This window comes from Cellulomonas algicola, assembly GCF_019024305.1.
In the GTDB taxonomy this organism is placed as follows: Bacteria; Actinomycetota; Actinomycetes; order Actinomycetales; family Cellulomonadaceae; genus Cellulomonas; species Cellulomonas algicola.
Window position 1 is genome coordinate 293,090 of the sequence record NZ_JAHKSJ010000002.1, and the last position, 21,770, is coordinate 314,859.

Annotated in this window: 21 protein-coding genes; 13 read left to right on the forward strand and 8 right to left on the reverse strand. The window is 73.7% G+C overall.

Translation table 11 applies throughout. The features are described 5' to 3' along the window. Positions 1 to 28: 28 nt before the first annotated feature. The gene (gene manD, locus KOV94_RS01330) at positions 29 to 1,390 is read right to left on the reverse strand and encodes a D-mannonate dehydratase ManD (RefSeq protein WP_225915901.1); all 1,362 of its coding nucleotides are present in this window, start codon (positions 1,388 to 1,390) and stop codon (positions 29 to 31) included. 192 nt (positions 1,391 to 1,582) lie between these two features. Here manD and KOV94_RS01335 point away from each other — a divergent pair, with 192 nt between their 5' ends. Next, complete coding sequence (locus KOV94_RS01335) at positions 1,583 to 2,608, forward strand: LacI family DNA-binding transcriptional regulator (RefSeq protein ID WP_124341397.1); 1,026 nt, start codon at positions 1,583 to 1,585, stop codon at positions 2,606 to 2,608. 73 nt (positions 2,609 to 2,681) lie between these two features. Here KOV94_RS01335 and KOV94_RS01340 read toward each other — a convergent pair whose 3' ends face one another. Continuing rightward, positions 2,682 to 3,212: a TM2 domain-containing protein gene (locus KOV94_RS01340; protein WP_124343369.1), complete on the reverse strand. Its 531-nt coding sequence runs from the start codon at positions 3,210 to 3,212 to the stop codon at positions 2,682 to 2,684. Between the two features lie 163 nt (positions 3,213 to 3,375). Between KOV94_RS01340 and KOV94_RS01345 the strand changes: the two genes are divergently transcribed. Next, positions 3,376 to 4,125 (forward strand): hypothetical protein, encoded by a 750-nt coding sequence (locus tag KOV94_RS01345; RefSeq protein WP_218051013.1) that lies wholly within the window; start codon positions 3,376 to 3,378, stop codon positions 4,123 to 4,125. Between the two features lie 38 nt (positions 4,126 to 4,163). Here KOV94_RS01345 and recQ read toward each other — a convergent pair whose 3' ends face one another. After that, the gene (recQ, locus tag KOV94_RS01350) at positions 4,164 to 5,975 is read right to left on the reverse strand and encodes a DNA helicase RecQ (RefSeq protein ID WP_372449430.1); all 1,812 of its coding nucleotides are present in this window, start codon (positions 5,973 to 5,975) and stop codon (positions 4,164 to 4,166) included. 476 nt (positions 5,976 to 6,451) lie between these two features. Here recQ and KOV94_RS01355 point away from each other — a divergent pair, with 476 nt between their 5' ends. Together KOV94_RS01355 and pyrE are read left to right on the forward strand one after the other, a co-directional pair. Beyond that, positions 6,452 to 7,240 carry an SDR family NAD(P)-dependent oxidoreductase gene (locus KOV94_RS01355; protein ID WP_124343366.1) on the forward strand — a complete coding sequence of 263 codons (789 nt, stop codon included), beginning with the start codon at positions 6,452 to 6,454 and terminating at the stop codon, positions 7,238 to 7,240. 88 nt (positions 7,241 to 7,328) lie between these two features. Continuing rightward, positions 7,329 to 7,904, forward strand: a complete 576-nt coding sequence (pyrE, locus tag KOV94_RS01360) for an orotate phosphoribosyltransferase (protein ID WP_124343365.1) — start codon at positions 7,329 to 7,331, stop codon at positions 7,902 to 7,904. Positions 7,905 to 8,006: 102 nt separating this feature from the next. On the opposite strand, the gene KOV94_RS01365 is transcribed toward pyrE, so the two are convergent. The 4 genes from KOV94_RS01365 to KOV94_RS01380 all read right to left on the reverse strand — a co-directional run bounded on the left by KOV94_RS01365 (position 8,007) and on the right by KOV94_RS01380 (position 11,319). Continuing rightward, on the reverse strand, positions 8,007 to 8,816 hold the full coding sequence (locus KOV94_RS01365; RefSeq protein WP_124343364.1) for a YwiC-like family protein: 810 nt from the start codon (positions 8,814 to 8,816) through the stop codon (positions 8,007 to 8,009). A gap of 207 nt (positions 8,817 to 9,023) precedes the next feature. Further along, on the reverse strand, positions 9,024 to 9,713 hold the full coding sequence (locus KOV94_RS01370) for a ubiquitin family protein (RefSeq protein WP_160142901.1): 690 nt from the start codon (positions 9,711 to 9,713) through the stop codon (positions 9,024 to 9,026). Between the two features lie 74 nt (positions 9,714 to 9,787). Further along, entirely contained in the window at positions 9,788 to 10,561 is a 774-nt protein-coding gene (locus tag KOV94_RS01375; RefSeq protein WP_200829741.1) for an HAD-IIA family hydrolase, read from the reverse strand. Continuing rightward, the gene (locus tag KOV94_RS01380) at positions 10,558 to 11,319 is read right to left on the reverse strand and encodes a VTT domain-containing protein (RefSeq protein ID WP_124343363.1); all 762 of its coding nucleotides are present in this window, start codon (positions 11,317 to 11,319) and stop codon (positions 10,558 to 10,560) included. Before KOV94_RS01380 ends, KOV94_RS01375 begins: the two co-directional genes overlap by 4 nt. Positions 11,320 to 11,441: 122 nt before the next feature. Here KOV94_RS01380 and KOV94_RS01385 point away from each other — a divergent pair, with 122 nt between their 5' ends. The 8 genes from KOV94_RS01385 to KOV94_RS01420 all read left to right on the forward strand — a co-directional run bounded on the left by KOV94_RS01385 (position 11,442) and on the right by KOV94_RS01420 (position 19,901). Next, complete coding sequence (locus KOV94_RS01385; protein ID WP_218051015.1) at positions 11,442 to 12,455, forward strand: LacI family DNA-binding transcriptional regulator; 1,014 nt, start codon at positions 11,442 to 11,444, stop codon at positions 12,453 to 12,455. 299 nt (positions 12,456 to 12,754) lie between these two features. After that, complete coding sequence (locus tag KOV94_RS01390; RefSeq protein ID WP_225915981.1) at positions 12,755 to 14,044, forward strand: extracellular solute-binding protein; 1,290 nt, start codon at positions 12,755 to 12,757, stop codon at positions 14,042 to 14,044. 48 nt (positions 14,045 to 14,092) lie between these two features. Then, positions 14,093 to 15,043, forward strand: coding sequence for a carbohydrate ABC transporter permease (locus tag KOV94_RS01395; RefSeq protein ID WP_218051017.1), 951 nt, complete (start codon positions 14,093 to 14,095; stop codon positions 15,041 to 15,043). Beyond that, entirely contained in the window at positions 15,040 to 15,987 is a 948-nt protein-coding gene (locus KOV94_RS01400; RefSeq protein WP_124343359.1) for a carbohydrate ABC transporter permease, read from the forward strand. The genes KOV94_RS01395 and KOV94_RS01400 overlap by 4 nt, the downstream gene beginning before the upstream one ends. An 83-nt stretch (positions 15,988 to 16,070) precedes the next feature. Next, positions 16,071 to 17,612, forward strand: coding sequence for an arabinosylfuranosidase ArfA (gene arfA, locus KOV94_RS01405; protein WP_218051018.1), 1,542 nt, complete (start codon positions 16,071 to 16,073; stop codon positions 17,610 to 17,612). Between the two features lie 146 nt (positions 17,613 to 17,758). Further along, positions 17,759 to 18,613 (forward strand): SDR family oxidoreductase, encoded by an 855-nt coding sequence (locus KOV94_RS01410; RefSeq protein WP_218051019.1) that lies wholly within the window; start codon positions 17,759 to 17,761, stop codon positions 18,611 to 18,613. Beyond that, the gene (locus tag KOV94_RS01415; protein WP_218051020.1) at positions 18,610 to 19,200 is read left to right on the forward strand and encodes a GNAT family N-acetyltransferase; all 591 of its coding nucleotides are present in this window, start codon (positions 18,610 to 18,612) and stop codon (positions 19,198 to 19,200) included. The genes KOV94_RS01410 and KOV94_RS01415 overlap by 4 nt, the downstream gene beginning before the upstream one ends. Next, positions 19,197 to 19,901 carry a TrmH family RNA methyltransferase gene (locus KOV94_RS01420; RefSeq protein ID WP_218051021.1) on the forward strand — a complete coding sequence of 235 codons (705 nt, stop codon included), beginning with the start codon at positions 19,197 to 19,199 and terminating at the stop codon, positions 19,899 to 19,901. The genes KOV94_RS01415 and KOV94_RS01420 overlap by 4 nt, the downstream gene beginning before the upstream one ends. Before the next feature lie 82 nt (positions 19,902 to 19,983). Here the strand turns inward: KOV94_RS01420 and KOV94_RS01425 are convergent, their stop codons facing one another. Further along, positions 19,984 to 20,580, reverse strand: a complete 597-nt coding sequence (locus tag KOV94_RS01425) for a hypothetical protein (protein ID WP_218051022.1) — start codon at positions 20,578 to 20,580, stop codon at positions 19,984 to 19,986. Between the two features lie 155 nt (positions 20,581 to 20,735). On the opposite strand from KOV94_RS01425, the gene fbaA reads away from it, so the two are divergent. Continuing rightward, positions 20,736 to 21,755: a class II fructose-bisphosphate aldolase gene (gene fbaA / locus KOV94_RS01430; RefSeq protein WP_168679950.1), complete on the forward strand. Its 1,020-nt coding sequence runs from the start codon at positions 20,736 to 20,738 to the stop codon at positions 21,753 to 21,755. Positions 21,756 to 21,770: the final 15 nt, after the last annotated feature.

Sequence of the window (21,770 nt, forward strand, 5' to 3'; positions counted from 1 at the left end):
GGTGCGGTTCCGGTCGGCGCGGGGCGCGTCACCAGTCGTGGACCGTGCCGTCCTTGAGCCGGTTGAACGGCAGGTACGCCGGCTGGTACGGGAAGCGGTCGGCGACCTCGTCGTCGTAGACGACGCCCAGGCCGGGCTGGTCGCCGGGGTGCAGGAACCCGTCGGTGAACGTGAACGACTGCCGGAACACCTCGTCGGTGCGGCTGCCGTGCTGCATGTACTCCTGGATGCCGAAGTTGTGGATCGCGAGGTCGAGGTGCAGCGCGGCGGCCATGCCGACGGGGGAGATGTCCGTCGGGCCGTGGATGCCGGACTTGATCTGGTACTGCGCGGCGAAGTCGAGGATGCGACGCAGCGCGGTGATCCCGCCGGTGTGCGTGACGGCGGACCGCACGTAGTCGATGAGCTGCTCGCGGATCACCGTCTGGTAGTCCCAGACGGTGTTGAACACCTCGCCGATGGCCAGCGGGGTGGTCGTGTGCTGCCGGACGAGCCGCAGCGCCTCCTGGTTCTCCGCGGGCGTGCAGTCCTCGAGCCAGAACAGGTCGAACGGCTCGAGGTCCTTGCCGAGCCGCGCCGCCTGGATCGGGGTCATGCGGTGGTGGCCGTCGTGCAGCAGCGGCAGCTCGGGACCGAACTCGCCGCGCACGGCCTCGAAGACGCGCGGGATGTGCCGCAGGTACGCGCGGGTGTCCCAGTCCTCCTCGGCGGGCAGCGGCGCGCGCTGGGCGGGCTCGTAGTCGTAGCGCCCACCGCTGCTCGGCTGCGCCGCGACCCCGTAGACCGCGTCGATGCCGGGCACGGACGTCTGCACGCGGATCGACCGGAAGCCGAGCTCCTGGTGGTGGCGGATCGAGTCGAACAGCTCGGGCAGGTCGCGGCCCGACGCGTGCCCGTACGCCATGATCCCGGTCCGGCTCGCGCCGCCGAGCAGCTGGTAGAGCGGCATGCCCGCGTACCGGGCCTTGATGTCCCACAGCGCGACGTCGACCGCCGCGATCGCGGCCATCGTCACCGGGCCGCGCCGCCAGTACGCCGACCGGTAGAGGAACTGCCACGTGTCCTCGATGCGGTGCGCGTCCCGGCCGATCAGCAGCGGCACGACGTGGTCCTGCAGGTAGGAGACGACGGACAGCTCGCGCCCGTTGAGCGTGGCGTCGCCGAGCCCGACGACGCCGTCCTCGGTCGTGACGCGGAGCGTGACGAAGTTGCGGTCGGGGCTGCTGACCAGCACCTCGGCAGACCGGATCGCGCTGCCCGACGGTCGGGTCGCGGGGCGGGCTCCGTCCGCGGCGGCCGGTGCGGTCGTCGTCACGTCGCGCGGGTCGGCGGCACCGGTCGTCGGGCTCGCGGGGGTGCCGGTCGTGGGCTCGGGGTGCTGCGGCGTCATCGGTGCTCCCGTCGTGCGCGGCGCCGTCGCCGCGTGCGGTCCGTTCCGTCGTCGAGCCTAGACACCGTCGTGGCGATGCGGCAATCGCTTGCCAGATATTGCCAACCGGGCACCGCGTGGACCAGCATGGACACCGCCGCAGGAGGCCGGACGACGACGACCGGACGACCTGCGGCCGAGAGGAGACCATCGATGCCGGGCACCCGGCCCACCCTCCGCGACGTCGCCGACGCGGCGGGCGTCGCGGTCTCCACCGCGTCGCGCGCGCTCACGCGACCCGGCCGCATCACCGAGGACACCGCCGCGCGCGTGCGGGCCGCCGCCGAGGAGCTCGGCTACGTCCCCAGCGCGTCCGGCCGCGCGCTCAGCTCGGGCCGCACCGGCACCGTCGCGCTCGTGCTGCCCGACGTCACCAACCCGTTCTTCTTCGGCATCGTGCGCGGCGTCCAGTCGCGCCTGCGCGTCGACGGGTACACGCACGTCCTCGTCGACACCGAGGAGTCCGTCCCCGCGGAGGAGCGCGCGCTGCGCATGATCCGCTCGTCCGCCGACGGCGCGATCCTCGCCGCACCGCGGCTCGAGGACTCGACGCTCGCGCGCTGGGCTCGGGACATGCCCCTCGTCACGATCAACCGACCCGTCGACGGCGACGGCATCGTGCTCGACACGCCCGGCGGTGCCGTCCAGGCCCTCGAGCACCTCGCGTCGCTCGGCCACCGCCGCGTCGCGTACGCGTCCGGCCCACGCACCTCCTGGTCGGACCGTCACCGCCGTGCCGCGCTGCGACCCGCCGCCCGGCGCCTGGGCGTCGAGCTCGTCGTCCTCGGCCCCTACGCCCCGCAGCGCGAAGCCGGTGCCGCCGCCGCGGACGCCGCGTGCGGCGCGGGCGTCACCGGCGTGCTCGCCTTCAACGACCTGCTCGCGTTCGGGATCCTCGACCGCCTCACCGCGCGCGGGCTCGACGTGCCGGGCGACCTCAGCGTCGTCGGGTGCGACGACGTGTTCGGCGCCGACCTGGTCCGACCCGGCCTCACGACCGTCGCCGCGCCGCTCGAGCGCGCCGGCCAGCGCGCCGCCGACCTGCTGCTCGCGCGCATCGACCGGCCCCGGCGCCTCGACGGTCGCGCCGGCGACGACGGCATCCCGCCGACGGTCGACCTCCTGCCGACGCACCTCGTCGTGCGCGGGACGACAGGCCCGGCGCGGCCCGCGCCCTGACCAGCGGCTGTCCCGACCGACGACGGGGGTGCTGCGCGCACGCAGCACCCCCGTCGGACGGTCGTGGGTCGACTCAGACGGCGACGTCCTGCACGACGACGACGATCGCCGACGACGTGTCGAACTGCTCGGTGATCGTCGCCTGGTTCGCGGCGCTGCCCGCGAAGCCCAGGATGAAGCCGATCGCCGTGATGATCCACGCCAGCTTCTTGTGCTGCTCGTAGCCGGCGAGCGGCCGCCCCGCCTTGTCCCGCTGCACGCCGGCCAAGGTGAGGATGATGTCGACCAGCGCCCAGATGCCGAGGCCGCCGCACGTCACGAGCTTGAGGATGCCGGTGCCGACCTTGCCCAGGTAGAACCGGTCGACGCCGAGCACGCCGAGGAACCAGGCGAGCAGCCACGTCGCGACGAACGACTTGCCCGACTCGGCGGGCGCCCCGTACCCGGGCTGGGAGCCGTACGCCGCCGCACCGTAGGCGGCGCCCGCGGGGGCCGCACCACCGTACGCGGGCGCCGGCGGCGCCACGGGCGGCTGGGGCTTCGACAGGTCCGTCGGGTCGACCGGCTCGGCCGGTCCGGTGCCCTCGGGCGGGGTGGTCGACATCAGTGACTCCGTTCGACGTGCGGATGGGCCTCTCATCTGGCGCGACGCCGCAGCGACGCACCGGGCGCCACGCTAGGGCCCCGCGCCTGTCGTGCGCACCGGTACGCGCCGTCGTCTCGCGCGTCGGCCGCGCGACTCCACCCGGTCACGGCACGATCGGGTCGTGGACCCGCGTGCCCTCCTCGCCCGCACCGTGCACGCCGACGCCTGGGAGCAGCACGGTCTGCTCCGCACGGGTCGCGGCGGTGCGACCGGTGTCGCGCCCGGAGTCCGCCTGATGGCGAGCGGACTGCCGCACCCGCAGTGGAACAACGGGGACGTGACCGACCCCGCCCTCGTGGACGTCGCCGCCCTGTGCGCCTGGTACGAGCCGCTCGCCGTGCCGTGGGGCGTCCGCGTCCCCGCGGGGGCTCCGTGGACGCACGGGACCTTCCTGTTCCGCAAGGACCTCGTCCTGCGCGACGCCGGTCCGGTGGAGGCGCCGGCGGTCGCCGGGCTGCGGGTGCGCGCCGCCGGCCCGGAGGACCTGGCGACCGTCGCCGCGGTCGACGCCGTGGCGTTCGCCGGTGACCCCGGGCTCGAGGCAGCGTGGATCGCGCCGCACCTGCACGCACCCCACTCCGCGACCGTGGCGCTCGCGACCCTCGAGGGCACGCCCGTGGCGACGGGCTCCGTGCTGCGGACCGACGGCCAGGCCGGTCCGGCGGCCTACCTGTCGGGGGTCGCCGTGCTGCCCGACGCCCCCGCCGCGCCCGTCTGGACCGCGCTGGCTGCCTGGCTGCTCGGTCGCGCCTTCGCCGCGGGCGCGCGCGTCGCTCTCGCACACCCCGACGACGCCGAGGAGTCGGCATCCCTGGAGGCCCTCGGCTTCACGTCGGCGGGCGCCCTCGACGTCTACGTCGACCTCGCCTGACCGACACGTGCACGTCCCCGCCTGGCGGCGCCGCGGTGTCAGTCCGCGGGCTGGCCCTCCAGCGCCGCGAGGACGCCCTCGCCGTAGCGGTCGAGCTTGGTCGCGCCGACGCCGCTGATCGTCCCGAGCGCCTCGACGCTGGCCGGCTGCTGCGTCGCGATCTCCCGGAGCGTCGCGTCGTGGAACACGACGTACGCGGGCACGCCCTGCTCCTTCGCGGCACCGGCGCGCCAGGCCCGCAGCCGTTCGAACCGCTCGGCGGCGTCGTCGCTGAGGTCAGCCGCGACGCTCGCACGACGGTCACGGCCCGACGACCCGCCGCGCGACCGGCCGGAGCGCTCGGGCTCGCGCCGCAGCCGGACCTCGCGGTCGCCGCGCAGCACCTCGGCCGACGCGGGAGCGAGCCGCAGCGTCCCGTAGCCGTCGGAGTCGACGGCGAGGAGCTCGAGCGCGAGGAGCTGGCGGACCACCCCCCGCCACTCGCCGTCGGACAGGTCGGTGCCGAGGCCGAACGTGCTGAGCGCGGAGTGCCCGAGCTGCTGGACGCGGGGGGTCGTCTTGCCGCGCAGGATGTCGACGAGGTGCCCGACGCCGTAGCGCTGGTTGCGCTGGTCGAGCCGCACGATCGTCGACAGGAGCTTCTGCGCGGCGACGGTGCCGTCCCACGACTCGGGCGGGGTCAGGCACGTGTCGCAGTTGCCGCACGGCTCGGACGTCTGACCGAAGTAGTTGAGCAGCTGGACGCGGCGGCACGACACCGTCTCGCACAGCGCGAGCATCGCGTCGAGGTGCTGCGTCAGCCGGCGGCGGTGCGTGGCGTCGCCGTCGGAGGTGTCGATCATCCGTCGCTGCTGCACGACGTCCGCGAGCCCGTACGCGAGCCACGCGGTCGACGGCAGCCCGTCGCGCCCGGCGCGCCCGGTCTCCTGGTAGTAGCCCTCGACGGACTTCGGCAGGTCGAGGTGCGCGACGAACCGCACGTCCGGCTTGTCGATGCCCATGCCGAACGCGATGGTCGCGACCATCACCAGCCCGTCCTCGCGCAGGAACCGCGCCTGGTTGCGCGCGCGGACGAGGCGGTCGAGGCCGGCGTGGTACGGCAGCGCGGGGATGCCGTTCGCGACGAGGTGCTCCGCGGTCTGCTCGACCGAGTTCCGGGACAGGCAGTAGACGATCCCGGCGTCCCCCGCGTGCTCGGTGCGCAGCAGGTCGAGCAGCTGGGCGCGCGGGTTGTCCTTCGGCACGATCCGGTACTGGATGTTGGGCCGGTCGAAGCTCGCGACGAAGTGCCGCGCGTCCTCGAGCTGCAGCCGCTGCGCGATCTCGGCGTGGGTCGCGGCCGTCGCGGTCGCGGTGAGCGCGATGCGCGGCACGTCGGGCCAGCGCTCGTGCAGCATCGACAGCTGCAGGTAGTCCGGCCGGAAGTCGTGGCCCCACTGGGACACGCAGTGCGCCTCGTCGATCGCGAACAGCGCGATGCGGCCCTGGTCGAGCAGGTCGATCGTGTCGGGCACGCGCAGCCGCTCGGGGGCGAGGTAGAGGAGGTCGAGCTCGCCGTCGAGGAACGCCTGCTCGACGGCACGCCGCTCGTGCGGCTGCTGCGTCGAGTTGAGGAACCCGGCGCGCACGCCGAGCGCGGAGAGCGCGTCGACCTGGTCCTGCATGAGCGCGATCAGCGGGGACACGACGACGCCCGTGCCGGGCCGGACGAGCGCGGGCACCTGGTAGCAGAGCGACTTGCCGCCGCCGGTCGGCATGAGGACGAGCGCGTCGCCGCCGTTCACGACGGTGTCGATGATCTCCGCCTGCTCGCCGCGGAACGCGTCGTAGCCCCAGACGCGCTGCAGCACCTCGTGCGGCGTGGGACGCGGTCCGTCGTCGGGCTCGGTGACCGCCCGCGGGCGGCTGCGGCCCGGGACCGGTGCTCCGTGCGCGGCCTCGTCGCGTGCCCTGCGGTCCTCGTCGCCGGACCGGCGCGCCGTCGCACCGCGCGCGGGGCCGCTGCCTCGCGACGGGCGGTCGGGCGGCGCCGCGTCGTACGTGGGGTCGAAGGGCGGCTCGTCGTAGGACGGGTCGTACGGGGGCTCGTCGTACCCCGGGTCGAACGGCGGCTCGTCGGGCAGCGGGACGTCGTCCGTCCACTCCGCCGACGCGGCGGCTCGGGAGGCGGGGCGGGCGGGTCCGGCTGGCACCCGCCCACCCTACGAGCCCTGGCCCACACCGCGGACCCCCGCCGGCGTGCCGTTGACACCGCGACGCACCGCCGGGCTGGGGACGGCTCGCCGAAGCGCTGCGTCGGGGCCGGGACGGTCCGTAGGGTGGCCGCATGGGAACCGCACTCGTCACGGGCGCCAGCGCCGGTCTCGGCCTGGAGTTCGCCTGGCAGCTCGCCACCGCCAAGCACGACGTCGTCCTCGTCGCTCGCGACGAGGAGCGCCTCACGCGCCTCGCCGCCCAGCTGGAGGCCGCCGCGGGCATCCGCGCCGAGGTCCTGGTCGCCGACCTCACGGACGCCGACGACGTCGCCCGCGTCGCCGACCGCCTGCGCAGCGACGAGAGCCCCGTCGGCCTGCTGGTGAACAACGCCGGCTTCGGCATCAACCAGGAGTTCGTCGGCGGCGACCTCGAGCGCGAGCTCACGGCGCTCGACGTCATGGTCCGCGCGGTCCTGGTCCTCTCGCACGCGGCCGCCGAGGCGATGGTCGCGCGCGGCCGTGGCGCGATCCTCAACGTCGGGTCGGTCGCGGCGCTCATGGCGTCGGGCACGTACTCGGCGCACAAGGCGTGGGTGCGCTCGTTCACCGAGGGGCTCGCCGTCGAGCTCAAGGACACGGGCGTCACCGCGACCGTCGTGAACCCGGGCTTCACGCACACCGAGTTCCACGAGCGCGGCCGCATCGACATGAGCCAGTACCCGGAGATCGTGTGGCTGAACGCCGAGGACGTCGTCGCGACCGCCCTCGCCGACGTGCGCCGCGGCGTCGTCATCTCGACCCCGAGCACCCGCTACCGCACGATGTCGGCCCTGGTCCGCATCGCCCCGCGGTCCGCGATCCGCGCGATCGGCCGCTACCGCCGTGCGATCGAGGACGCCCCGACCGACGCCGACGCCTGACGCGGCCCGTCGCGACGCCCCGACGACCGTCGCCTGACGGACGAGACGGCGGCGTCCGCCCGCGGCCCACGGTCTAGCCTTGGGGGCCGTGACCCACGACCTCTCGCCGACGCCCCGCGAGCAGCTGCTCGCCCTCATCCAGGACCTCGCGGTCGTGCACGGGAAGGTCACGCTGTCGTCGGGCCGCGAGGCCGACTACTACGTCGACCTGCGCCGCGTCACGCTGCACCACCGTGCGGCACCGCTGATCGGCCACCTCATGCTCGACCTGCTCGAGGAGGTCGGGCTCGGCACGGCCGAGATCGACGCGGTCGGCGGCCTCACCCTCGGCGCCGACCCGGTCGCGACGTCCCTGCTGCACGCGGCCGCGTCGCGCGGGCAGGACCTCGACGCGTTCGTCGTCCGCAAGGAGGCGAAGGCGCACGGCATGCAGCGGCGCATCGAGGGTCCGGACGTCGCAGGTCGTCGGGTGGTCGTCCTGGAGGACACCTCGACGACGGGCGGCTCGCCGATCGCGGCCGTCGAGGCCGCGCGCGAGGCCGGCGCCGAGGTCATGGGCGTCGCGGTGATCGTGGACCGCGCGACGGGCGCGCAGGCCAAGATCGAGGCCCTCGGCGTGCCGTACCACGCGCTCTTCACCCTGGCCGACCTCGGCCTGTCCTGACGGGTTCACCCGCCGGCCGACCTCGGCCCGTCCTCACGGGCCGACCCGCGCGGCCGTCCGGCCCGACCTGACGGGCTCGGGCGGGGGCTCCCGGCGGGACCGTCAGACGACCGCGAGCGTCGCGGCGGTCACGACGACCGTCGCGGCGATCTCGCCCAGCCCGATCGCCTTCGCCGACGGCCACGGCCGCCGCCGGGGCACGAGGACCGCACGCACCAGCAGCCCGAGCGCGACGGCCGCGCACACGACGGCACCACCCGCGACGGGTGGGCGGACGACCACGACGGCGAGCGCGCCCGCGGCGAGCGCCGCGTGGTAGCCGACCGAGACGGCGAGCACGGTCCGGTCGCCGCGCTCGCGGATGAGCGACTTCACGTAGGGCACCGTGCCGAGGAAGTAGGCGGCGAGGACCCCCGTCGCCGCCCACGCGCGCGGGTCGTCGGCCCCCGGCAGCGGGCCGGGGGACCCGAGCCCCGCCGCGACGACCGTCATCAGCATCGCCGCGACGACGGTGACGCCGTCGTTGAGCCACGACCGGTCGGCACGACGTGCCGAGCACCCGAGGCTCACCGCGAGCAGCGCACCGAAGACCGGCGCCCACCACAGCAGCGACGGCGCCACGGCCAGCAGCAGCCCGCCCAGCACGACCGTCGCCACGCCGTACGCCCGCACCGGCGGCCGGTACCGCGGGCGACGGGACGCCTTGAGCCACAGCCCGGCGGCGTTGTACGCGAGGAACGCGACCAGCCAGGCGACGAGCAGCAGCCCGTGCCGCCACGCGGGCCCGACGAGCACGGACCCGACGACCACCGGGACGACGAGCATCGCCCACGCCCCGTGCTGCTGCGGCACCCAGCCCGGGCCGCGGCGGCGGCGGACCGGGGCGACGCGGTGCGGGGCTGTCGTCGGCACGCGCCGAGCATGACCCGCCGACGGCGGAGTGCCACCGGGACCTAGGTCCCGGCCCCGGGCGAGGGTGGCCCCCGAACGGCGACGTCCGCAAGACCGCCGAGCCGGGAGGTCGGCCCGGCCGCCGAAGGGTGAGGTCGGCCAGACCGCCGGGGGTGACGTCAGCGAGCCGCCGAGCGGCGGTGGCGGCCGGACCGGCCGGCGGCGACGTCAGCGGGCGCGGCGCGTCCGGGCCGTGCGCACGAGCGACGTCCCGACGGCGACCGCGAGGACCGCGGCCAGCGCGAGCTCGGGAGAGGCGCCGGTCGCGGCGAGCTCGGCACCTCGCACGGGCGCCGCGGAGGTCGTGGCGACGCCGGGCGACGGTGCCACGGCCGGGACCTGGGGGGCGGAGGGCACGACCGGGACGACGGGGACCACGACGGGCGCGGCGGTGGTGAGCGTGACGGTCTCGACGACGGTCAGCCCGACGGCCTCGACGCGGACGGTGAGCGTCGTCCCGGACGGGAGGCCGGACAGCACGGCGGTCGTCCCGGACGTCGTGAGGGGAGTCGACCAGGTGGTGCCGTCGGCGGACCACGTGACCGCGTACCCGGCGGTCGCGGCGGGCAGGGCCGTCCAGGACACGGTCGCGCCGGTCGCGTCCACGCCCGACACCGCGGGGGCGAGCTGCGGCGTCGTCGTGCGCAGCACCAGGTGGAGCGTCGACTCCTTCTGGATGGTGTAGTCCGCGAGAGTGCGCCCGTCCTCGAGCTGCTTCCCGGCGAAGACCAGCCGCTGCTGGTCCGGCGGGATCCCCTCCTTGTCCTGGATCTTCTGCTTGACCGCCTCGATCGAGTCGGACGGCTCGACCTCAAGGGCGATGGTCTTGCCGGTGAGGGTCTTGACGAAGATCTGCACGGTGCTCCTGGCCTGGGGGGACGGGCCAGTATCACCCGACGTCGACGGCGGACGCGGGAGCCGGGTGGGTGACGTCAGACGCGGTCGACGAGGTCCTGGACGGAGTCGGCGATCTCGCTCGGGCGGAACGGGAAGCGCTCGACGTCCTCGCGCCGGGTGGACCCGGACAGCACGAGGATCGTCCGCAGGCCGGCCTCGATCCCGGCGACGACGTCGGTGTCCATGCGGTCGCCGACCATGACGGTCGTCTCGGAGTGCGCGTCGATCCGGTTGAGCGCGGACCGGATCATCATCGGGTTGGGCTTGCCGACGAAGTACGGCTGGCGGCCGGTCGCGGCGGAGATCATCGCGGCGACGGCACCGGTCGCGGGCAGGTCACCCTCGGCCGACGGGCCGGTGACGTCGGGGTTGGTCGCGATGAACCGCGCACCGCCCTGGATGAGCCGGATGGCCTGGGTGATCGCCTCGAACGAGTAGGTGCGCGTCTCGCCGAGGACCACGAAGTCCGGGTCCGACGACGTGAGCGTGTACCCGGCCTCGTACAGGGCGGTCGTGAGACCGGCCTCGCCGATCGTGTACGCGGAGCCGCCGGGCATCTGGTCGGTGAGGAACTGCGCGGTCGCGAGCGCGGAGGTCCAGATGGCGCGCTCGGGGATGTCGAGGCCGCTGGCCCGCAGGCGTGCCGCGAGGTCACGCGGCGTGAAGATCGAGTTGTTCGTGAGGACCAGGAAGGGGCGGTCACCGTCCCGCAGCGCGGTGACGAACTCGGCGGCGCCCGGCAGGGCGGTGCCCTCGTGCACGAGGACGCCGTCCATGTCCGACAGCCACGAGCGGATCTCCCGCGTCACTCGCCGAACACCTTGCGCTCGACGGCCTCGCGCTCGGACTGCTCGTCGTAGCGGGTGTCGCGGCCGTCGGCGTCGAGCGGCGCGTCGTCGCGGTGGCGGCGCGCGCGCAGCAGCTCGATGCCCATCGGCACCACCGACAGCAGGACGATGAGGACGAGCAGGCCCTCGATGTTCTCCTTGACGAACGGGATGTTGCCGAGCAGGTAGCCGAGCATCGTCACGCCCACGCCCCACAGGAGCGCGCCGACGGCGTTGTAGGTGACGAAGTGGCGGTAGCGCATGTTGCCGACGCCCGCGGCGACGGGCGCGTACGTGCGCACGATGGGGACGAAGCGCGCGACGATGATCGTCCGGCCGCCGTACTTGTCGAAGTACGCGTACGTCTGGTCGATGTACTTCTTCTTGAAGAAGCGCGAGTCGGGCTTGTTGAAGACGCGGGGGCCGAGCCGCCGGCCGATGAAGAAGGCGGTCTGGTCGCCGAGGAACGCCGCGAGGAACAGCAGCCCGCACAGCATCCAGATGTTGATGTGCACCGGGAACAGGTCCTGCGCGACCAGCGCGCCCGCGGTGAAGAGCAGCGAGTCGCCGGGCAGGATGGGGAACAGCAGCCCGGTCTCGATGAAGATGACGGCGACGATGCCGATGACGACCGCGGTCCCGAACGACGAGATCATGTGGTCGGGGTCGAGGAAGTCCGGCCCGAGCGTGGCGACGGGGCCGGCGGCGTGCAGTGCGGCCCCGAGGGTCGTCGTCAGCATGACGTCCAGGGTACGTGCCCGCCCGTGGCCCCGACGTGCGTCCCTGTGTGGGAACGGTGTGGACCGCGGCTCGTCGTCGTCGGGACAATGGGCGCCCACCGGCGGTCGAGGAGAGGGCGGCGATGCGGTCCACCGTGAAGGACGTCGCGCTGCGCGCCGGGGTGTCCCCGAAGACGGTGTCGAACGTCATCAACGGCACCGCGTTCGTCCGGCCGGAGACGCGGGCCCGCGTCGAGGAGGCGCTCGCGGAGCTCGACTACGTGCCGAACCTGGGCGCCCGGGGGCTGCGCAACGGTCGGTACGGGCTGATCGCGCTCGCGCTCCCGGACCTCTCGACCGCGTACTCGGCGGAGGTCGCGCACCAGTTCGTCGAGGAGGGGCACGCGCGCGGGTGGAGCGTGCAGATCGAGGAGACGGCGGCGGAGCCGCACCGCGAGCAGGCGCTCCTGTCCCGGGCCCGGTCGCACCTCGTCGACGGGCTCGTCCTCAACCCGGTGTCGCTGGCCGAGTCGGTCGTCGACGAGCACGTCGCGCGGGGTCCGCTGCCGCCCACGGTCCTGATCGGCGAGGTCGAGCAGGACCGGACGGACCAGGTGGGCGTCGACAGCGTCGCGGGGGCACGCGACATGACCGAGCACCTGCTCGCGACGGGCGTGCGGCGCATCGCCGTCGTCGGGGTCCCGGGCGACGCCGAGACCGCGGCTGCCCGGCAGCGGACCGAGGGCTACCGCCAGGCGCTCGCGGCCGCGGGTGTGGCGCACGACCCCGTGCTCGAGATCGCCATGCCGCGCTGGACGGCCGACGAGGCGCGTGACGCGGTGCGGGCGTTCCTCGACGAGCACCCGCCGCCCGAGGCGTTCTTCTGCTTCACCGACTCGATGGCGCTCGCGGTCGTGCACGTGCTGTGGGAGCGAGGGCTGCGCGTGCCCGACGACGTGGCGGTCGCGGGGTTCGACGACGTCGAGCCGAGCCGGTACGCGGTGCCCCCGCTGACGACGGTCTCGTTCGACCTGCGCGCGTTCGCGGCGACGGCGCTCGACCTGCTGCGCGACCGCATCGACGACCCGCACCGCGCACCGCGGCGCCTCACCGTCCCGCACCGCGTGGTCGTCCGCGCGAGCACGACGCGCTCCTGAGCCGGTCCCGGCGATCTGTCCGGTTGGCGGCGTGGCGTCCCTCTTGCCGACCCGTTTCAACGATGTAATGCTCACGACTGGTCCGGCCACGGCCACCCCGGGGAGGGCTCCCAGCCGTCCGCGAGGCGGGCGGTGACAGGGCCTCGACACGTGTCTCACGAAGGAGTGACGGCATGACCGATCGCCACGGGCCCCCGCGCGGCCCGAACCCCTCCACCCCCGCGCTCGACCGCGCCGGGTTCGTCGTCCCGGGCCGCTCCGGCCCGTCCTCGGGCCTGACCGGCCTCACCCGCCGGCAGATGCTGCTCGGCTCGCTCGCGGCGATCGGCGGCGTCGCGGCCGCGGGGTCGCTCGCGGGCTGCGCGTCCCCGACCGCCGCCGCCGACGGCGTCCGCGAGCTCGCGTTCTGGCACCTGCTGTCCGGCGGCGACGGCATCAACATGGCCGGTCTGGTCGAGGACGTGAACGCCCTCGACCACGGGTACCACGCGACGCAGACCGTCCTCGCGTGGGGTGCGCCGTACTACACCAAGCTCGCGATGGCGAGCGTCGGCGGGCGCGCCCCCGACACCGCGATCATGCACGCGTCGCGCATCGCCGGGTACGCCCCGGGTGGCCTGCTCGACCCGTGGGACCTCGACCTGCTCGCCGAGTTCGACGTCACCGAGCAGGACTTCCTCCCGCGCGTCTGGGAGAAGGGCGGGCTCGACGGGACGCAGTTCTCGATCGCGCTCGACTCGCACCCGTTCGTGATGTTCTACAACACCGACATCGCCGAGCAGGCGGGTGTGCTCGGGTCCGACGGCCAGCTCGCCCCCATCGAGGACGCCGACCAGTTCCTCGAGGTCGCGCGCGCCATGCAGGGCGTCACCGGCAAGCACGGGCTGTCGTACGGGTACCTCGGCGACGGTGCCCAGATGTGGCGGCTGTTCTACACGCTCTACAAGCAGCACGACGCGGAGTTCGACCTGTCGGGCACCCGCGCGGAGGTCGACACCGACGCGGCGGTGGAGTCGCTCGAGTACATCCAGACGCTGCTCGACGGCACGATCTGCGCACCCGACGGCGACTACGGCACGGCGGTCGCGGAGTTCATGTCGGGGGAGAGCGGGATGTTCTTCACCGGCGTCTGGGAGCTGCCGACGGCCAAGAACGCCGGCATCCCGTTCGACGCGATGCCGATCCCGACGCTGTTCGGCACGCCCGCCGCGTACGCGGACTCGCACGCGTTCACGCTGCCCCACCAGTCCGACCCGGACCCCGAGCAGCGCCGCGCGACCTACCGGTTCGTCGCGGACATCCTGCAGAGCTCGTTCGCGTGGGCCGAGGCCGGGCACATCCCCGCGTACCAGCCGGTCGTGCAGAGCCCCGAGTACCAGGACCTCGTCCCGCAGGCGCACTACGCATCGGCGGCCGAGATCCTCAACTACGACCCCGAGGCGTGGTTCACGGGCTCCGGGAGCGACTTCCAGAGCTACTTCCTGGAGACCGTGCAGAACGTGTACCTCGACGGCGCGGACCCGGCGGAGGGCTTCGGCGCCTTCGTGCGACGCGTCGACGTCCAGCTCTCGAAGCCGAACCCGGTCTGACGCTCTTCCTGCCGACCTGACCGCCCGATCCGACGAAGGAGTCCGATCGTGTCCTCTGCCGCTGTAGACGTCGGCGCCGGACGTAGCCGTACCGGCACGTCGACGTCCGCCCGATCCACCACCCGCACCCCACGATCGCGCGACACCCGCATCGGCTGGCTGTTCGTCGCGCCGTTCGTCGTCGTCTTCGCGATGTTCCTGATCTGGCCGCTCATCCACGGCTTCTACCTGTCGTTCACCGGCGAGTCGATCACCGGCGCCGGCGGCGCGTTCCTCGGCTTCGACAACTACGCCGAGGCCCTGCGCGACCCGATCATGTGGCGCTCGATGCTCAACACGCTGTGGTTCACCGTCCTCTCGACGGTGCCGCTCGTGCTCGTCGCGCTCGTCATGGCGCTGCTCGTGTTCCAGGGGCTGCCCGGCCAGTGGCTGTGGCGGCTGTCGTTCTTCATGCCGTTCCTGCTCGCGTCCACCGTGGCCGCGCAGTTCTGGATCTGGATGTACAACCCGCAGCTCGGCCTCGTGAACTACATGCTCGGCGCCCTCGGCGTCGAGGGACAGGCCTGGTTGCAGGACACGCGGTGGGCCATGCTCGCGGTCGTCGTCGAGACGCTGTGGTGGACCGTCGGGTTCAACTTCCTGCTCTACCTGACGGCGCTGCAGAACATCCCCGAGCAGCAGTACGAGGCGTCCGCGCTCGACGGCGCCGGCCGCTGGCGGCAGCTCTGGTCGATCACGATCCCGCAGCTCGGCCCGACCACGGCGCTCATCGTCATCCTGCAGATCCTGGCGTCGCTCAAGGTGTTCGACCAGATCTACATCATGACCCAGGGCGGTCCGGGCGGTGTGACGCGGCCCGTCGTCCAGTACATCTTCGAGTCCGGCTTCACCGGGTACCGGTTCGGCTACGCGTCGTCGATCGCGTACATCTTCTTCGCGGTCATCATCATCGTGTCGCTCGCGCAGGTCCCGTTCACCTTCCGCAGGAGCGCCCGATGACCACCACCGTCGCCCCGCAGCCGAACGCCGGAGCCGCCGGAGCCGCCGTCGCCGGCGGTCGTCGTCGCCGCCCGCAGGGCAGGTTCGCGCACGCCGCGGGCCTGCGTGTCGGCGAGCACTTCGCCAGCCCGGGCCGGATCCTCGCGATCGTGACGCTCGTCGTCCTCGCCGTGTTCTGGCTGCTGCCGTTCCTGTGGGCCGTGTTCACGTCGTTCAAGTCCGAGACCGCCGCGGCCGCCACGCCCGTCTCGTGGTTCCCGTCCGACGGGTTCACCACCGACGCGTACGCGAGCGTGCTCCGCGAGGGGAACATCCCGCTCTGGACGTGGAACAGCCTGGTCACGGCCGTCGCGATCACGGTCATCACGCTGACCGTGTCGTCGCTGGCCGCCTACGCGCTCGCCCGCATCGACTTCCGCGGCCGCCGGTGGCTGTTCTGGCTGATCATCGCGTCGATCATCGTGCCGCCGCCGGTGCTGATCGTCCCGCTGTTCTACGAGATGCTCACGCTCAACCTCGTCGACACGTACTGGGCGATCATCCTCCCGCAGGTCGTGCACCCGGCCATGGTGTTCGTCCTCAAGAAGTTCTTCGAGCAGGTGCCCGTCGAGCTCGAGGACGCCGCCCGGATCGACGGCGCCGGACGCCTCCGGGTGTTCTGGTCGGTCGTGCTGCCGCTGTCGCGACCCATCCTCGCGGCCGTGTCGATCATCGTGTTCATCGGCGCGTGGAACAACTTCCTGTGGCCGTTCATCATCACGAGCGACGCCTCGCTGATGACCCTGCCCGTCGGCCTGCAGACCGTGAAGAGCGCGTACGGGCTGCAGTACGCGCAGACGATGTCGTCCGCCGTGCTCGCCGCGCTGCCGCTGATCGTCGTCTTCCTGTTCTTCCAGCGGCAGATCATCAAGGGCTTCTCGACCACCGGCTTCGGCGGTCAGTGACGTCCCCGGCGGCGGCCCGGACCACCCGCCGGGCCGCCGCCCTCCCCGCACCGCGCACCACCCGCAGCACCCTGAGGAGACCCATGACCCAGGCACGACTCGTCCTCGACCGCGACTTCACCGTCGGGGAGGTGCCCCGCCGGATCTTCGGCTCGTTCGTCGAGCACATGGGCCGGTGCGTCTACACGGGCATCTACGAGCCCGGGCACCCCGCGGCCGACGAGCGCGGCTTCCGCACCGACGTGCTCGACCTCGTCCGCGAGATGGGCGTGAGCGTCGTCCGGTACCCCGGCGGCAACTTCGTGTCCGGGTACCGGTGGGAGGACGGCGTCGGGCCCGTCGACCAGCGCCCGCGGCGTCTCGACGGCGCGTGGCACACCGTCGAGACCAACGCGTTCGGGCTGCACGAGTTCGTCGACTGGGCGCGCGTCGCGGGCGTCGAGGTCATGGAGGCCGTCAACCTCGGCACGCGCGGCGTCGAGGCGGCGCGTCAGCTCGTCGAGTACGCCAACCATCCCGGCGGCACCGCGCTGTCCGACCTGCGCGCCGCGAACGGGCACCCGGAACCCTTCGACATCCGGCTGTGGTGCCTCGGGAACGAGATGGACGGCCCGTGGCAGATGGGCGCCAAGACGCCCGAGGAGTACGGCCGGATCGCGCAGGAGACCGCCAAGGCCATGCGGCTCGTCGACCCGACGATCGAGCTCGTCGCGTGCGGGTCGTCGAACTCCGGCATGCCGACCTTCGGCACGTGGGAGCAGACCGTCCTGCGGCACGCGTACGAGTACGTCGACTACGTCTCGCTGCACGCCTACTACCAGGAGGACGGGGGCGACCACGCGTCCTTCCTCGCGTCGGCCGTCGACATGGACCACTTCATCGAGTCGGTGGTCGCGACCGCCGACGCCGTGCGGGCCGCCGGGAAGCACACCAAGCGCATCAACCTCTCGTTCGACGAGTGGAACGTCTGGTACCAGCGCGGGAAGGACACCCCCGACCAGCCGCACGTCATCGAGCGCGAGGGCGTCTGGCGCGAGCACCCGCGCATCATCGAGGACGAGTACGACGTCACCGACGCCGTCGTCGTCGGCACGTTCCTGAACTCGCTCCTGCGGCACGGCGACCGCGTCAAGGTCGCCAACCAGGCGCAGCTCGTCAACGTCATCGCGCCCATCCGGTCCGAGCCCGGTGGGCCCGCGTGGCGGCAGTCGATCTTCTGGCCGTTCGCGCGGATGTCGGCGCTGGCCCACGGGCAGATCCTGCGGGTGGCGGCGACCTCCGACCGGTACGACGCGGGGAAGTTCGGCGACACCGACCTCGTCGACGCCTCCGCCACGTGGGACGAGGAGCACGGGCGCGTCGCGCTGTTCCTCGCGCACCGCGGCCTCGACGCCGCCGCCGACGTCACCGTCGACCTGCGCGGGTGGACGGGTGCGCGCGTGACCCGCGCCGAGGTGCTGACGATCCCCGAGGGCGGCGACCGGTTCACCGCGAGCACGCAGGACCGCCCCGACGCGGTCGGCCTCGTGCCCCTCGACGACGTCCAGGTCGACGGCTCGACGGCGACCGTCCGCCTGCCCGCCCTGTCGTGGGCGGTCGTCGAGCTCGAGGTGACGAAAGCCTGACACCGCGTCACGGCCCGGCCTCGCCACCGCCCACCGCGCCGAGCCCGTCGGTCCGCGCCGGGTTCGCCGGTCGAGGCTGACGAGCTCGGCGCGGTGTGACGAGCTCGCTGGTCGTCGGCGGGGGAGGGCAGCGGCATGATCGGGGCATGACGCAGCGGACGGTCGTGGTCGTGGGAGGGACGGGGCTCGCGGGGCGGGCCGTCGTCGAGGAGGCGCTCCGGCGCGGGCACCGCGTGCGGTCCGTGTCGCGGCACGTCCCGCCGGCGACGCGGCAGGTCGTCGGGGCCGAGTACGTGGCCGCCGACGCCGTCGCGGCCGACGCCCCCGAACGGCTCGGCGCCGCGTTCGACGGTGCCGACGTCGTGATCGACACCGTCAACGGGGAGACGCCCGCCGCCGCGAAGGTCCTGACGGCCGGTGCCGCGTCGATCGCGCTCGCGGCCCGCGACGCGGGCGTCGGCCTCGCCGTCGTGCTGTCGATCGTCAACGTCGACCGCGGGGCCGCGATCGGCTACTACCGCACCAAGGTCGCGCAGGAGCGCGTCTACCAGGCGAGCGCCGTCCCGACGACGCTCGTGCGCGCCGCGCAGTTCCACGACTTCTTCGACCGGTTCTTCGGCCGCCCGACGCTCGCGGGTGCGCTCAGCCGCGTCGGCACCGTGCCGTACCTGCGCGGCGCGCGCCTCCAGCCGATCGACGTTATCGACGTCGCGCGGGCGCTCCTCGACGTGTCCGCGGCGCTCGACGCCCCGCTCGACGGGGAGGCCCGCGACGAGGGCGAGCCCGGTCGGCGGACGGTCACCGTGGCCGGCCCGGAGGAGCTCGACGGGGCCGACCTCGCCCGCCGCTGGGCCGCCGCGCACCGCAGCCGGCGCGTCCCGGTGGGCCTCCCGGTCCCCGGCTACGGTGCGTTCTTCTCGTCCGGCGACGCGACCGCCCCCGACGCCCGCTACGGCCGTGTCACGTACGACGAGTGGCTGGCCCGGACGGCCGGCGCATGAGCCACGGCCCGCGCGACCCGCTCCACGACGCGCTCCCGGGCGGCGAGCCCGACCCGGTCAGGCTCCGCGACGCGGTCCCGGACGACGCGGTCCGGCTGGCGCGGATCTGGTCGGCCGGGTGGCACGACGGCCACGACGGGCACGTCCCCGCGGAGCTGAGCCGGCACCGCACCCCGCAGTCGTTCGTCGACCGTGCCCCGGGCCTCGTGCCCCACACCCGCGTGGCGGTGCTGGGCGGGGACGTCGTGGGGTTCGCCACCACGATCGGCGACCAGGTGGACCAGGTGTACGTCGACGCGAGCGCACGAGGGACCGGTGTCGCGGCGGCGCTGCTCGCCGACGCGGCCCGCGTCGCCGCCGAGGCCGGCCATGCCCACCCCTGGCTCGCGGTCGTCCCGGGCAACGCACGCGCCCGCCGCTTCTACGAGCGCCACGGCTGGGCCGACGAGGGCCCGTTCGACCACCGTGTCGAGGTCGCCCCGGGTGTGAGCGTCGACGTGCCGTGCCGTCGGTACCGCCTGACCGCCGTGGACCGGTCGCCCGCGGCCGCGGCCGCGGGCGTCGCGTCGGACTCGGGCGACGCGTGACGCCCCACCGCCACCCGGACGACGACCGCGCGCCGGACCTGCCGGCGGACGTCGGCGTCGGGCCCTGGCCCGGCGGACCGGACGCGTGGCCGCGCGATCCGGCGACGGGCGACGTCGACCCCCGCTACGACCCCGAGCTGCTCGCGCACGGCGACCGGCGCAACGTCGTCGACCGGTACCGCTACTGGACGGTCGAGGCCGTCGTCGCGGACCTCGACACGCGCCGCCACCCGTTCCACGTCGCGATCGAGAACTGGCAGCACGACCTCAACATCGGCTCGGTCGTCCGCACCGCGAACGCGTTCCTGGCGGCCGAGGTGCACGTCGTGGGCCGCCGTCGCTGGAACCGTCGCGGCGCGATGGTGACCGACCGCTACCAGCACGTCCGGCACCACCCGACGGTCGACGACCTGCTCGCGTGGGCGTCCACCGCGGGTCGCGACGGCACGGTCCTGCCCGTGCTCGGCGTCGACAACCTCCCCGGCTCCGTCCCGCTCGAGGGCTACCCGCTGCCGCGCGCGTGCGTGCTGCTCTTCGGCCAGGAGTCGGTGGGGCTGTCCGACGCCGCCCGCGCAGCCGCGCAGGACGTCCTGCACATCGCCCAGTTCGGCTCGACGCGCTCGATCAACGCGGGCGCGGCCGCCGCGATCGCGATGCACGCGTGGGTCGCGCAGCACGCGGGCCCGCGACCGGCGGCCTGACGGGTGAGCCGCCGGTGCCGGCGAGCCCGGGCACGCACGGGACCGCACGACGTGCGTGCGCGCGAGCGCCACACGTGCGACCTCAGGGGCGGTTGACGACGCAGCCGTTCGGCGGCAGGTCGAGGGCGTCACGCAGCGCGGAGCCCGCGGACCCCCGCGCGTTGTTGACCGCGGTCGCGACGTCGGGGTGCTCGCCGTAGTAGCCCGGCTGCGCGGCCGCGGTCCGGACGAAGTCGAGGTACGCGACGAGCGCCGCCTCGAACGCGTCGGCCTCGGGCCGGACCTCGGGCGGGAAGGTGATCGCCCGGAGGTCGACCAGGAACCGCTCGTCGATCGCGACCTCGGTCGCGAGGTCCACGTCGTACAGCTTCCGGCCCTGCGACTCGATGCGGTCCGAGAGCGCCATGCGGTCGGCCGACGTGGCCTCGACCGCCGCGAGGTACGCGACGGCCGCGGGCGACGACCCGGGCGGGGCGACCTCGGGGGCGCACGGGTCGGCGGGGGCCTCGCGGTGGGCGCGGGCGGCGCGGTCGGCGGGGGCCCCTCGGTCGGCTGGCGCCGCCTGGTCGGTGGACAGCGGGACGACGAACGCGCACGCGGCGAGCATCGGGAGGGCGAGGGCCGCCACGAGGGCGGCACGGGCGGCACGGGCGGGGTGCGAGGTCCGGGACGTGGTCACGACGAGCCGGTCGGCACGCGCGACCGCCGACTTGAGCGCGCGGCCCGGCTAGCGCCTGATCTCGCCGTCCCGTGGGAAGGACGTCCCGACCGGCCCTTTGCCGAACGGTGGCAAACTGTGGGCGACACCGCCCTACGAACGCAGGAGTGCTGCAGATGGCCATCGCCACCCCCGAGGTCTACGCCGAGATGATCGACCGGGCGAAGGCGGGCAAGTTCGCCTACCCGGCCGTGAACGTCACGTCGTCCCAGACCGTCACCGCCGCGCTGCAGGGCTTCGCGGAGGCCGAGTCGGACGGCATCCTCCAGGTCTCCGTCGGCGGCGCGGAGTACGCGTCGGGTGCGACGGTCAAGGACCGCGTCGCCGGCTCGATCGCGCTCGCCGCGTACGCGACCGAGGTCGCGAAGGGCTACGGCATCACCGTCGCCCTCCACACCGACCACTGCGTCAAGAAGAACCTCGACTCGTGGGTCCGCCCGCTGCTCGCCCTCGAGGCGGAGCAGGTCAAGCGCGGCGAGAACCCGACGTTCCAGTCGCACATGTTCGACGGCTCGGACATCCCGCTGGACGAGAACCTCGTCATCGCGGCGGAGCTCCTCGAGCTCTCGCAGGCGGCCCGCACGATCCTCGAGATCGAGGTCGGCGTCGTCGGCGGCGAGGAGGACGGCCACGAGGCCGAGATCAACGAGAAGCTCTACACGACGGCCGAGGACGGTCTCGCGACGGTCCGCGCGCTCGGCGTCGGCGAGAAGGGCCGCTACCTGACGGCCCTCACGTTCGGCAACGTGCACGGCGTCTACAAGCCGGGTGCGGTCAAGCTGCGTCCGTCGATCCTCGCGGACATCCAGAAGGCCGTCGGCGCCGAGGTCGGCAAGGACTCGCCGTTCGACCTCGTGTTCCACGGTGGTTCGGGCTCGACGGCCGAGGAGATCGCCGAGGCGGTCGACAACGGCGTCATCAAGATGAACATCGACACGGACACGCAGTACGCGTTCAGCCGTCCGGTGGCCGACCACTTCTTCAAGAACTACGACGGCGTCCTGAAGGTCGACGGCGAGGTCGGCAACAAGAAGGCGTACGACCCGCGCGCGTGGGGCAAGCTCGCCGAGGCGGGCATGGCGCAGCGCATCGTCGAGGCGGCGCAGCAGCTCCGCTCGGCCGGTCACAAGCTCTGACGCACTGACGACGAC

Excerpts from the sequence above, each read along its gene's own strand:
- fbaA (WP_168679950.1), top strand. The coding sequence starts at position 20,736 with ATGGCCATCGCCACCCCCGAGGTCTACGCCGAGATGATCGACCGGGCG.
- arfA (WP_218051018.1), top strand. The coding sequence starts at position 16,071 with ATGACCCAGGCACGACTCGTCCTCGACCGCGACTTCACCGTCGGGGAG.
- KOV94_RS01380 (WP_124343363.1), bottom strand. The coding sequence starts at position 11,319 with ATGCTGACGACGACCCTCGGGGCCGCACTGCACGCCGCCGGCCCCGTC.
- KOV94_RS01340 (WP_124343369.1), bottom strand. The coding sequence starts at position 3,212 with ATGTCGACCACCCCGCCCGAGGGCACCGGACCGGCCGAGCCGGTCGAC.
- KOV94_RS01410 (WP_218051019.1), top strand. The coding sequence starts at position 17,759 with ATGACGCAGCGGACGGTCGTGGTCGTGGGAGGGACGGGGCTCGCGGGG.
- manD (WP_225915901.1), bottom strand. The coding sequence starts at position 1,390 with ATGACGCCGCAGCACCCCGAGCCCACGACCGGCACCCCCGCGAGCCCG.
- KOV94_RS01335 (WP_124341397.1), top strand. The coding sequence starts at position 1,583 with ATGCCGGGCACCCGGCCCACCCTCCGCGACGTCGCCGACGCGGCGGGC.
- KOV94_RS01355 (WP_124343366.1), top strand. The coding sequence starts at position 6,452 with ATGGGAACCGCACTCGTCACGGGCGCCAGCGCCGGTCTCGGCCTGGAG.
- KOV94_RS01385 (WP_218051015.1), top strand. The coding sequence starts at position 11,442 with ATGCGGTCCACCGTGAAGGACGTCGCGCTGCGCGCCGGGGTGTCCCCG.
- KOV94_RS01390 (WP_225915981.1), top strand. The coding sequence starts at position 12,755 with ATGCTGCTCGGCTCGCTCGCGGCGATCGGCGGCGTCGCGGCCGCGGGG.
- KOV94_RS01415 (WP_218051020.1), top strand. The coding sequence starts at position 18,610 with ATGAGCCACGGCCCGCGCGACCCGCTCCACGACGCGCTCCCGGGCGGC.
- KOV94_RS01400 (WP_124343359.1), top strand. The coding sequence starts at position 15,040 with ATGACCACCACCGTCGCCCCGCAGCCGAACGCCGGAGCCGCCGGAGCC.